We start from the raw sequence: 13,036 nt of genomic DNA on the forward strand, positions 1-13,036 counted from the left end.
TTTCGTTACCAAGGCAACACTTACCCAATAAGAGTGCTAGCGATCTGCTCCCAGCGCAGTATCCCCAACGTTTTGAGGTATTCATCTGAAGCGATGATACGCTTTTCACGAATGCCTTCAAACGCCTTCTTATCCAGCTGTGCACACTTTTGGTGAATGACCTCATCAAGACTATGGGTAACCTTCGGGGTCTGCACAACAAAACGAGCATTGGTTTGCGTTGCCAGAAACTCAGGTGCGACGGCACGGGCTAACTCAGGATCAACATTCCCTGCGCTATGTACAAAGACAATACGCTGAAACAAACGGCTTAAATAATTAAACATGGAGTAGCTAGAAGATGAGCCAAATATCAAACATGTTTTTGGCATCAGCGCCTTCGGATATTCAATGACTAGCAACCGCCCAAAATTGGGTAAACCATTATCATACGTTTTATAGCGCGTATGACTGAACGACGTTAGCACTTCTACATTAGAGGTTTGCTTCGGCGTTAACTTATTGCCAAGGTCACCTCCCATAGTTTTTTCTTGGTAGCGGTCATTTTTAAACAACGCCACACAGTCACTTTTTTCTAGTCCTAACGACACTGCTAGTGCGATAGCGGCGGTCATCGCTCCTTTATGGGTCCAGTGAGTATCAGTAGGGATAAAAGCGCTATCGCCTAAGGACTGTAACTCATTAACAGGATAAACCATTTTGGCTGATGCTTTTAGGCTCAGCACCTGCTGTATAGGGCCACTTTCGCCTTCTAGTCGAGGGTGATAACTCGCGCCCATCACACTCTCTTTCGAGGGAGCCACCAATAACGCCCAAGGAACTTCACCTGCCAAAACATCCAGCTGAGTAAGGTACTCATTCCAACTGGCCATGCCAGAGTGGGTCAGACGCATCCGCCCCATAAACTGGTCAACACTGCCATTGGTGTCGTTATCCAAAAATAGCCAACCTTGCTTACCTATCAGAACTTTTAGTTGCCGAGCAGCTTCTACGTCACGGATATCAACGTCCACGTCTTGCAGTAACCAACGCTCATCTTCAAGTGCCAACCATAAGCGGAAATGACCTAGCTTAGGCGGCACGGTAAAACGGAAGCCACATCTCCGTTGTGGGTGATTGTCTGCAGGCACTGAAAAAATGTTCGTAATAACATCCGGGCGGTCAATTTCCAGCGGATGGCAAAGCTCAAAGTCGGGCTGCCACTCCGCTATAATGCGCACCTGGGACTGCATTTCCGCTAGGCTTTTGGGCAACAATAACCAACCCTGCACAACTCGGCCAGAAGGTTGAAAGCGAGAACCACGCTGGGCAGAAGGAAAATCTAATGCCCAGCGCTCTATTGGTGGTTGCTCACTAGTTGTGGCAGAAGACCAATCTTTTAAACGACGCTTAAGCCAGCGTGTTAAGTCCGAACCTGAAGAGGTTTCCATCGCGTTTTTGTCATTAGCTGGCCCTTTCGGCTTATTTTCTGTTACAGATTTTGTTTCCGTTACGGCCTGGGTTTTATTAACAAGCTGTTGCAACCATTTCATTTGATGTTTGACCTTAGGCGCAAGCTCAGCAGCCACTCGACACGCAGTATCATTGCGGTCATGGCGCATAAAATAGTCGCGCTGCTTTTGATAGTTAGGTGTCGCCGCACTGCCCCGCTTAGCTTTACCTAATACAAATTCCTCTACCGACTTTACCAAGTAGTGGTTAATACGTGCCCCTTCCCAAATGATATGCTCGCTTAACCCAAATCGTGGGTTACCTTGCTTATCGCGGCGCGGTTCAATCGGCTCGCCCAAACTGTTAACGTAATACCCCTGCTTCAAACGGGCAAAATGAGGGTTATCGAAACGCTCAACATAACCCGGACGAACCACACTTTTAATATGATGATTGGGGCCAAATGTCTTTTTAGCTCGCTGCGTAAAACGCTCAATAACTAAGCCATCTTCACGAAATTTGGCACCATTAGAACCAAAGCAGGCCCAATTCAAGCCCAATGCGCCCACACTAGGCGACGCAAAGCGTGTTTCTAACCACTCAATAAGTGGCCGTTCACCAGCACAAGGCAATAGATACTCATCAGCATCAATAAACGCCACTAGATCAATATGACTAGGGCATGTTTCCAATAACTGCTGATAGGCTAGCAGCTGAGGTGGTGTCTCGCCCGTTGGAACCGAGATCAATGTTACCAAGCCCTGCTCAGCAAGCACCGACAGTAATTCGTGAGTACCGTCAGTACTCTCATTATCAGCTATTAAAAAATGGCTGGCTCCCACCGTCAGATGGAACGCCAGCCACTCAACTAAGCTATCTACTTCATTTTTAACAATGGCAGCAATCGCAAGCTTCAAACAAAACCCCTAACCGTCTGTGTAACCTGTTTGTGTAACTTAAGAATCAAATAGCTCAAGAATTGATTAACTTAAACATTTAGTACCTAGAACAATTAGCACCTAGAACATTGAGCACCTAGAACATTGAGCACCTTAAGAAAACTCTTCACGCTGGGTTAGCGTATAAGCATTCGCTAACGCCATGCGCAACTGCTCGGTACTAAAACATAGTTGCGCTCGCTGTCGAGCTGCTTTCCCTAACTGCCTGCACCGAACCACATCACCGGCAAGCTTAGCCACCTGCTCAGCAGCGGCCATCGTGTCACCAAAGGGAACCAGTATACCTGTGGCTTCCTCGTCGCTTTCAGCTGCAAGAACATCGTCAGCAACAACAAGCTCACTTAATGCGCCCCAGTTATACGCCACCACAGGCCTGGCCGCGGCCATTGCTTCTAATACCGTACGCCCAAAAGACTCCTGAAAGCGCGATAGGTTCACCACGATATCCAACTGCGCCAAAGCCGTTTCAGGGTGCTCCACATAGCCCGAAAAGCGTATATTGATGGGTGCCTTGCCTTGAGCTTGGCGGCGCTGTAGGTCGGCAATGGCGGGTGTTTCCCCACCAAACAGCACGACTTCCACCCTGGGGGCCAACGTGGATAGATAAGCCGCCATTTGCTCTACATCTTGCAAGCCTTTTTTAGCCACATTGCTACTCAACATGCCCACGCGCACGCGGGCCTGCGGGTTAAAATCTACGTCCGGTAGTGTAAGCAACGGCAACATGGCAATCGTATTGGGCACAATAGCTAGGCGCTTGCGGGAGCTAGGTAAGGTAAAAGCATCCGCCACACAGCGAGAGTTCGCTACTACAACATCTGCCAATTGATGCACTTGGGCCACTAGCTCACTAGGTGTGGCACCCAATAGAGCGCACAAACTTTCATCAAAAGCAGGCAGTTCACGCACATGCACAAGAGCAGGAACGCCCGCCCGCTTCGCAGCGATATAAGGCTCGTGTAGTACCGCAGTATTACCATGCAACGCACTGGCGTTGTAGCGAGCAATTAACGCTTCAAACTGCGCAACCGTAGTGTTATCGGCCTGTTTACCCACCTGCCACCAACCATAAGGCAGTACCACCAACGCCTTACAGCGCTGTAACAACGCCTGTTCATAGGCAAGATTATTAGCTTCCGGTAACGTCACCACGACGTTCCAGCGCAGCTCGCCCATGGCATCCAGCACATCAACTAGACTACGTTCTGCACCAAACAGCGTACTACCTGCTTGATGGCCACAAAGTATGACCGTAGGCCGGTTTGCGAAGACCCGCTCACCCTGCCATTCAGGGTGAGGCAGATAGCCCTTGGCCTGCCCCACGCTGAGATAATGCGCAAGCGGGTTCATACTAGCTTCTGCTGCCTCAGGGTAACGACGCACATAGCCAGAAGTCGAAAATCCAGGACCAGGATCACGCCTCTCACTAGCGCCACTTTCCACATAGTGGTTTAACGGCTCTACCGGCGTGTGCTGCAAATCGATATAGCGGGTCAAATACCAGCCCGCATCTAACAGGCCAGATTCACTAATTAGCTCAAACTCACTAGGCGGCGGGTTCGGGGGCGCAGTCGCTCTAAGCATATCTGCGGGAGCTGTAAACAGCCGCTCAGTGGGCGCGATGGGCATAAATAGCCGTTGGGACGAACGATGCCAGCGGCCTGCCAACTGCATATACCGAAAACGGTTGCCGATGAACTGACTCACCAAATGGGAAGCTGAGTGCTGGCTTAACGAGCCGCTATCCGCCAAGCCAAACGAAAGCGGCACGCCGGGCAGTACCTCACTAACGCTGCCTGCACCGAAGGCAGCGTCTACCCGCCAGCGCCACTCGGTATCCGCATTGACCTTTACCCCATCCCAATAGCCCAAGGCTTCAAACACTTCGCGGCGAAACATCAACGACGACATATTGGGATACACCCAACCGTACTCATCCAACCGCCAGCGATGGAACATAAGCTCAGGGGTTACCCGCACCCAGTGAGACAAGCACGCTTTGATACTAGGCTGATCAATTAACCACTGGCATTGCACAGCAAGTTTTTGGGGGTGCGACCAGTCATCGCTATCATGGGTAGTAATAAACGGGGCAGTTGCCGCCGCCATCCCCGTATTACGGGCAGCGTAAGCCCCTTGGTTTTGGGTATGACGCAGTAACATCAAGGTAATATGGGGTGGAACACTGTCCTGAAGCTGCTCGACTTGAGTAACACTGTTATCAGAACTTGCATCGTCCACCACGATAATTTCCAAGCGCACGCCCTGCTGATAAAACAGACCGGTAAGCGCCATCGCAATAGTATCCTCCGCGTTATACAGCGGAATCACCACACTGATAAAAGGCAGTGAATGGTGAATGGTGAGTAGTGAGTGTTGAGTGGTGAGGGGTGAGTCGTGGGCTGCAGCTCCCGTAGCGCGTGGTAAGCTTTCGCCGAAGGCGGTCGGAAGATGCTGCCCCTGAGACACGGAATAGTCAGGCGCGAGATTATACAAATGCAGCGGCTGCTCAGGGTCAGCCAAGGTAACTGGCTGTAATCCCTGGGCCTGAAAATAGCGATTGATCACCGCCAACCGCTCAAGGTCTGTGCCTGAAGGTAAATGCTCTTTCGATAAACTGAGCGCATTCGCCTTAGCCAACGCGGTATCAGCATGGTCTGGATAGTGCGCCGCTAAAAACGCCAGGGCCTGTGCTAATGCACTATCTTGCTGGGCGTTATCTTCAAATAGCTGACAACAAGCGTCTACCACCAGCAACGCTGGGCCAGGGCAATCAAAGCCTGGAAGTGTGTTCTCTGGCAGCAGAACCTTTAACACCGCTGGCCAGTGAGCTTGCCAAGCATACCACCGGGCAAGCTCCCAGCGAGCGGTTAAACGTTCAGCCAGCGTCGCGTTGGGGGCGGTTAACAAGCGCTGAAGCCGTGGCAAAACCACGTCGTCAGCACCACGCCACAACGCATGCCCCCAGCCAATAGCCTGGTTGCGGCATGGTAAGCGACCTTCTGCTTTTCCATGCTGCTGATAATGACCCCAGGGGTCGACACCAGCAGCGGCCACATCAGGGTAGGCCGCTAAATACCACGCGGGGTCAAAACCGTCGTTATTAACACCTTCGTTATCAACGATGGTCGTCGACGATTCACTAGCACGTGACTTACGCCAGTGCTTAGTAAACAAGGACTTGGCCGACAATAGCTTATTGGCTAAAAACGAACGCATGGCAGCCTGCTATTAAAATGCATTCAGACTAATCGCTGCCGAACAGATCACGGGTATACACTTTATCCGCAACATCTTGCAGCTCATCCACCATCCTGTTCGCCAAAATCACATCCGATTTCTCTTTAAACGCATCAAAATCGCGCATGACTTTAGAGTGGAAAAACTCGTCTGCGTCTAGAGCCGGTTCAAACACAACCACTTCAATGCCCTTGGCTTTCAGGCGCTTCATCACGCCCTGCATCGCGCTGGCACGGAAATTATCAGAGCCGGTTTTCATAATCAGCCGATACACGCCCACCACTTCTGGATTGCGACGCAGCACCGACTCAGCAATAAAATCTTTACGGGTGCGGTTAGCCTCAACAATGGCCTGAATCATATTACTAGGCACATCTTGATAGTTGGCCAGCAGCTGCTTGGTATCTTTTGGCAGGCAGTAACCGCCATATCCAAAGCTTGGGTTGTTGTAATGCTTACCAATGCGGGGGTCTAAGCCTACGCCTTCAATGATCTGCTTGGCATCCAGCCCATGAGATTCTGCGTAGGTATCCAGCTCGTTAAAGTACGCCACACGCATCGCCAAGTAGGTATTCGCAAACAGCTTTATCGCTTCGGCTTCAGTGCTGTTGGTCAGCAGTACATCAATATCTTGTTTGATCGCGCCCTGCTTCAGTAGCTCTGCAAACGTAGCGGCACGTTCAGAACGCTCACCAACAATAATCCGTGAGGGATAGAGGTTGTCGTGTAGCGCTTTTCCTTCACGCAAAAATTCAGGTGAAAACAGCAGGTTTTGGGTATTAAAACGCTCAGCGGTTTCAGTGGTAAAGCCAACCGGCACGGTGGATTTAATCACCATCACCGCATCAGGGTTAATCGCCATCACCTGGTTAATCACCGCTTCCACACTTTTGGTGTTGAAGTAGTTCGTTTCTGGGTCGTAATCCGTAGGGGTAGCAATAATCACAAACGCCGCCCCTTGGTAAGCGGCTTCGGCATCCAGGGTTGCCGTAAAATGCAGGTCTTCCCGAGCCAAGAATGCCGAAATTTCAGCATCTTCAATGGGAGACACACGGTTGTTCAGCATTTCAACCTTTTCAGGCACGATATCAACGGCCACTACCTCATGGTGCTGAGCCAACAGCATCGCGTTTGAAAGGCCCACATAGCCCGTGCCAGCAACTGCAATTTTCATCCTTTTCTTTCCTCACCTGAAGTCGTTACATTCATAATGCATCAAAAACAACGCCTGTCGCCCACAGGATGTTATTCAAAGCGATGGGCTAAGCGCGATTGTATCAAAATAAGCGCAGTCGGTTTTGTAGCTGCCATCTTCATTTCTAGGTGCCCATTCAGGGCTGCTACCACCGTGGAAGGTACTAAATAATAAGCGCTGAATCTGACTTGCCTCTGTTGTCTCAGCCCGGAAACGCAGCCCCGTATGCTCGATGAGCCTTTCCCCATCAACAGAAACAGTGACACGACCATTACTCTCTGTAGCAGGCTCATTGAGCGACACTTGCATTTCCACGTGGTGGTACTGCCCTGGCACAAAGGTAAATCCATTGGCAATGTACGTGTCCCCAAACCGTCCTTGCATATCTTGATGATAAATATACGTTTGCAGCCCACCGTCTCGGCGGAACATTAAACGCGCACTCCACCCTTGTGGCGTTATAGCATTGCCGCCTGCTACAGGGTTTGCGGGGCCTAAACCATGTAATTTACCGCCACGGGCAAAATCAAAGCCTTCACAAAAACGCACCCAAAAGGAAAACGCGTACTGCTGAGCAGGCTCGATAAGGGGTGACACAACCACACCGCGGCTACCGCGTTCATAGCCTTCGTAGTCAACCCTGATCCCCTGCGAGCCTTCAACTCCTAAGTCATGAACGATCTCAGTAAGTTGGTGGTCAACGATTTCTTGGCCTATTTTGGTCAGGGGTATATTGTCGAAGCTTTCAACAACACTAAGCGTTTCGCTTTCCTTTTGCCATAATAACCAAATCAAAAGGATCAGAGAAAACCCAATAATAATTTTATATAAATGATTTTTATTATTTTGCATACTCAGCATTAGGCCTTACAAGAGAATTTGCTTCTCCTCTTTCGAACAACGTGTCAAGACAATCCAAATTATTTGATAAATCACTTAATATATCCGCCCAGACCCTTCTAGGAGCGACCTGATGACCCTCACCCCAGTCTCCCATCAGATTCAAAAGATTTCCATACTGGTGGCAACCGATGTTTAGATTTGGATTTATTCCAAATGACTTAACAAAAGGTAAGAAGTGGTTTTTAAGGTGATGTTTATCATCTTTATTTTGCATATATATAATTTTATTTTTAATTTCACCCTTATAAAAGTGACATACATTTTTAGTTATTCCCCGCATCAAGGAAGGGTCGTCCCTTACCTGCGAAATTTCCTCAACACCAAAACAATACTTTATATATCTCTTAACATGGGCCGAATGATAGCGGAGTATATTAGTTTGGGGGTTACAGACCAAGGCAATTGAATCCTCATAGCGCTTAGAAAAATAAAGACTAGCAAAACCACCAGAAGAGCCACCAATAAATATAATTTTGGATGGTTGAGCTACAGAGCTGATTTTATCGATAACGGCAGGAATCAATATCTTCTGAGTTGAAAAAAAACGAGTACCAGCATACCAACCCATTGACAAGTCTTTAGCAAAATACAAAGCTGGGTCACTTATGGAAAGCCTGCTAACTTCACCTACAGGAGTTATACCACGGCCAGAAAAAACTGGAAGCTTAAAATTATCATTACGACGCTGAGCACCATTAAAGAAAACATATAATGGCTTCCCTTTAACGATATCAATGCTAATATCCAAAAGTGCACACTCTGCTTGAATAGAGCTAAGACCGTTAGGTATATTAGTATCACTTTGAAAATCAGTTAAACTTTCATAGTACTTTTTAACACCGCCCCAACGCTTACCTGATCGGCTCACCTCTGAATAGCACATTGACCAAGACATTTCACACCTTACAGTTTAAAATGTTAATAAAAAATTTTCCCAAGCTTTACAGTGCTCAACAAAACGTACTGTCCCACTTCTTGAAGCACTTAAAAATGCACCCCCATGCATTTCATCGAACTGCATCTTAAGAATTATACCACTTTCTTTATTTAACAAAACCTCTAGATCGGGAACATTTACAAACCTTACTTTGCCTTTTTTCTTTATTTCAAGCCAACCATCAACATTATTTATGCACAATTTACCAGCCATCATGTCATATAATATAAAAAACAAATCAGAACTTTTTTCTATTTTCTGAAAATCATAGTGGAACACGGTATCACTTTTTTTAGAAAAGCATAAGAAAGTATTATGGTGGGTCTTAACAAAGGCCTTGCCAGAAACTAAAACTTTATTTAAAATTTCTTTTTTGTTTAAAAACCAAAATTTTTCAAAAACTTCTTCATGCGTTACTTTGTTCCTTTCCAGTTCAACCTTGCTTTTTATTTTACTGCCATACATATCACTAGCTTCATGGATAGTTCTTATATACATACTCTTTCTAGAGTCAATAATAATAGGGGCTTTTTCATCAATTCTAGTATGACCTCCAAGAGAATAAATTGAAGATACTTCTTTTTCCTCACCCTTACGATAATGATGAATATGCGACAAACCTAAAGCTAATTTGGGATAATTCTGAACATAGAATCCTTTATAGCTCCCATTTTCATATAGACCAGCATAACCTTTTGAAAAAGATATTGAGTGCCCGACAAAACTAGGATCTACATATTTAAATAAAGAAACATAAAACTCATCTGCTAGCGCATCATCATCATCCAATCTTACAGAAGCATAACATACTTCTTCGCCCAACTTTCCCAACTCACCCAACAGCTTATCTTGCATCACTTTTGTAAGAGACTGAGAAACATCAACTTCAATTACTTTGAAATTTTCAAATTTTAACTCAATTTCTTTTATTTCATTTAGATATTTAGCAGGCATTTCTGAAGAGGTAAACAATAAAACAGTCGTATTTTTTTTTTCCATTTTTAACAAAGAAGGAAGAGTGACTGTTTTAAATAGCTTTGTATGTAACTTCAAGCGTTCGTCTTCAAATAACTTTTTCTTATACTCATCAAAGTCATTATCTCTACCAATTACCCAGGCTCCTCTATGGTGTGTCAAAACACTGTATCTAACTAAAACAAAAACATGCCTCTTCATACAGTTAGCTCCAAAAATGACTATGGCTAAAAATTTTAAAAAGATAGAGTTGAAATATTGCCAATAAAAACTTTGTTACCTGTATTTCTTACTGCAGGTACCATGCCAAATGTATTTTGAACAAACTTATCGTTCCAGCATTCAGACTCACTATCAACCGCTGTTATCTTAATAATTTTTTTATGGCTATTGTGATTTTTAGGATCAAAAGCTTTATACAGTGGTATTTGCTTCAATAAGAAATCAAATTTTTCTTCATCAGCTTCACGACGCCTAGTATTGATGATCTTCTTAAAGCCATCAAATTCTATTAAAAGAGAGCATGATTTTTTTTCTGAAATAAAAGAGATAGCGACAGGCGTCCCTTGCACCTCTATACTGATGGAGGCATCAACATCAAGAACAGATGTCTCTCTCCTAAATAGAGAGTTTTCGTACAGTCCAACAGCTCCTGGGACTCGGTAAGCCTTTAAAAAATTTTTAGTTAATGGCTTATCATTCTTGAATTTATCGAAATAGCCAAATGACTTATTCAAAAAATATCTAGATACAATCAATTCCGAAATATATCTTGTAACAACAGGAGAAACATAATGGCTACTGTCTCGATAAAAGAGATCAACGCTACCGTAATGTGTACCTATTTTTTTCAAATCATCATTTATATCAACAACAAGTGCCCCTGCCTGAGCAGCTATTGCAGACATTTTTTGATGCATTATCTCCTGCCGACCCCAAAACTTTTCAGCTTGGCGGCCTAATAAGATGTTAACTATGTGTGCTTCAGGATACTTCTTTATAATTTCAGTGAAAAGACTTCTATAACCTTCCTCCCATAATGTTTTGTCGTTTGAAAATATAGGCAAATCATTAATCCCATACTCAACAAAAACAAGGTCAATTTTCTTTTGTCCAAATAAAACCAAATTTTCTAAACCGAATAGGCTTCCAGTCGCTCCAACAGAAACATTGTAGACTTGACCTAAATTAGCTCCAGAAGAGACAAGCACGCTAGGAATTATCGTTGATATTCCATTTCTCATCAGGAGGTTACTGCCACCGATAAATAATACGTTCATTAACAAATCCTATACCTAGATATCCAACCAGTTTTCAAGCCCAACAAAATCGGGATATCCATCTAACGGATAATCAATCAAAGCAAGATCAACAATATTGAATTTTTCCGCTTTAACCACTTGACCCATAACAACTGGCTCTACTTTGCCTTGCTGTAAAAGCTCAAAGTACAAGTTACACAACGCTTCTGGGGCTTTATGAAAGCTCGGCCAGTGGAACAGTGCCACTTTTTGCTTCGGGTGTTTTTCGATATAACTTGCTGCACTCTGGCAATCTTCTAAACGTGAAAAATCGCCCGCTATAACAGCGTCGAATTTCAATGGCTCCTCACTACGCTCAAACATACTACGAGGTGCTGGGAAAGCACGTTTAACATTTGCATCTTTTACGTATAAGTTTTTTTGTGATGCATGCCACCAAGTACATATTTCCCTGTAAATATGTCGAAGACCATAATAAACGGTACGTACATGAGTCGCTTTAGTACGCGTCAAAGAAGACTCTTCATCTAATGCAAATGCCAAAGGTACATCATCATATATCTTGGCTAAAGAACTTTCACCGTAACGAGACTGCATACGCCAAATATATTCTGTGTCGCCACCTATACGCACATGATCCCAGCCACCTAGCGTTTCGAGTACTTCTCTCCGAAACATAAAAGAAGATTGACTCCAGTGAATCAACTTTTTAACTGGCCGCCAATTCTGAGTAAATGCTAAGTTAGCTTGTGCACGAATCCAGTGCGCAGCGCACCCCATAACCTTCGGATGTTGCTCTAAGTGTTTCACTTGCGTAGCAATTTTCTGTGGGTGCGACCAGTCATCGCTATCATGTGTCGTAATAAAATCGCCAGTAACAAAGCTTAGACCATAGTTTCGCGCTGCATAAGCACCACCATTTTGAGGGGGCTGTACTGCTTTCACACGGGAATCTTCTTTTTCAAGTGCTTTCAGAACTTTAAATGTATCGTCTGGTGAACAATCATCTACTGCAATAATTTCTATATTCTCATAGGTTTGCGCCAATAACGACTCAATCGCAATACGCACCTGCTCTCCAGCATTAAAAATGGGCATAACGATCGAGACTTTATTTTTACCTTTCACCTTTGCAGCAGGCAAGCCAACTATATTCCCAATAGAAAGTGCTTTATTTTTATCCTTAAGACGAATTCCACAAAAGCCATGTATTGCAAATGCTTTATTTATTGCATCAATGCGATCGGCGTCTTCTTCTATAGCATTAGCAATAGCAAAATGTGCGTCCGCATCATTTGGGTGTGAAGCAACATACTTACTTAAAGTACCAAAGGCCTCTTGTTTTCGACCCAGTGCAAGTAAACAAAAAGCCTTTAAGTAGACAGTCTCTTTTCTGATACTACTTACTGTGGCTACATTCTCCATTTGAATAGCGTAATCTAACGCTTTTTCAATATCTCCACAGAAAAAGACCCAACGGGCTGTTTGCCACAATGCTGCCCAACGCAGCGAACCACTATTATTTTCATCTTCATACATTTTTTTAAAGACATCTAGAGCGGTTTGAGAGTGGCCACTCCAGAGCTGGATAGCTAGGTCAGCAGTTTCATTTTTTTCTTTACTCTTAATCTCATTCCCTTGTACTTTGCCTTTATACAGGTAATGCAACAATGGAATCTCATTAGGGCGCATTTGCGCTTGATGACTTTCCAGATAAAAGTCGTTATCGAAGCGTTTGCAGGGGTCTAGGCCTAGCCGCCAACCTACCGCTAAGTAATGCAATACAGGGTCTACTTTCTTGGGTAGCCAAATAGCATGTTCAACAACGTACCATTTCCCGTTTACTAAACGGGATTTTTTTACCAGGGAGAGATCTTCTTCTAACTTGCCTGGTCTGAGAATAGAAAGCGCATTTTTTAGCAACTGATCGCAGGCAGTTTTATTATCTATCTTGCGTAGCGCAAGGGCTAAATTCACATAACAGGGCTTAAATTCACATTGACGTTGGAGCGCCTTAACATAATAGGAAGCCGCCTGCTCGTAAGCTCCCTGTCGATACAGTTCGTTTCCTTTCTGAAAGTCCATAGCGTAATTAAGGCTCTCTGTGTGCGTTATGTTCATTGATTAGGTGCAT

At 45.0% G+C, this 13,036-nt stretch carries 8 protein-coding genes; all 8 read right to left on the minus strand.

Features of this window, described 5'->3' with window-relative positions; translation table 11 throughout:
* Nucleotides 1-20: 20 nt before the first annotated feature.
* The 8 genes from K1Y77_RS11115 to K1Y77_RS11150 all read right to left on the minus strand — a co-directional run bounded on the left by K1Y77_RS11115 (nt 21) and on the right by K1Y77_RS11150 (nt 12,987).
* Complete coding sequence (locus K1Y77_RS11115) at nt 21-2,348, minus strand: glycosyltransferase family 2 protein (protein ID WP_264428469.1); 2,328 nt, start codon at nt 2,346-2,348, stop codon at nt 21-23.
* 135 nt (nt 2,349-2,483) lie between these two features.
* On the minus strand, nt 2,484-5,609 hold the full coding sequence (locus tag K1Y77_RS11120; protein WP_264428470.1) for a glycosyltransferase: 3,126 nt from the start codon (nt 5,607-5,609) through the stop codon (nt 2,484-2,486).
* Nucleotides 5,610-5,637: 28 nt separating this feature from the next.
* A complete protein-coding gene (locus tag K1Y77_RS11125) occupies nt 5,638-6,804 on the minus strand; it encodes a nucleotide sugar dehydrogenase (RefSeq protein WP_264428472.1) in 1,167 nt (388 codons plus the stop codon).
* A 75-nt stretch (nt 6,805-6,879) separates the two neighbouring features.
* Complete coding sequence (locus tag K1Y77_RS11130; protein WP_264428473.1) at nt 6,880-7,677, minus strand: polysaccharide lyase; 798 nt, start codon at nt 7,675-7,677, stop codon at nt 6,880-6,882.
* On the minus strand, nt 7,667-8,623 hold the full coding sequence (locus K1Y77_RS11135; protein WP_264428475.1) for a hypothetical protein: 957 nt from the start codon (nt 8,621-8,623) through the stop codon (nt 7,667-7,669). Before K1Y77_RS11135 ends, K1Y77_RS11130 begins: the two co-directional genes overlap by 11 nt.
* Nucleotides 8,624-8,638: 15 nt before the next feature.
* The gene (locus K1Y77_RS11140) at nt 8,639-9,841 is read right to left on the minus strand and encodes a putative rhamnosyl transferase (protein WP_264428477.1); all 1,203 of its coding nucleotides are present in this window, start codon (nt 9,839-9,841) and stop codon (nt 8,639-8,641) included.
* A 35-nt stretch (nt 9,842-9,876) separates the two neighbouring features.
* Nucleotides 9,877-10,920 (minus strand): SGNH/GDSL hydrolase family protein, encoded by a 1,044-nt coding sequence (locus tag K1Y77_RS11145; protein ID WP_264428478.1) that lies wholly within the window; start codon nt 10,918-10,920, stop codon nt 9,877-9,879.
* Nucleotides 10,921-10,935: 15 nt separating this feature from the next.
* Nucleotides 10,936-12,987, minus strand: a complete 2,052-nt coding sequence (locus K1Y77_RS11150; protein WP_264428480.1) for a glycosyltransferase family A protein — start codon at nt 12,985-12,987, stop codon at nt 10,936-10,938.
* Nucleotides 12,988-13,036 lie beyond the last annotated feature (49 nt).

Origin of the sequence: Halomonas qaidamensis (genome assembly GCF_025917315.1) — a bacterium.
Taxonomy (GTDB): domain Bacteria; phylum Pseudomonadota; class Gammaproteobacteria; order Pseudomonadales; family Halomonadaceae; genus Vreelandella; species Vreelandella qaidamensis.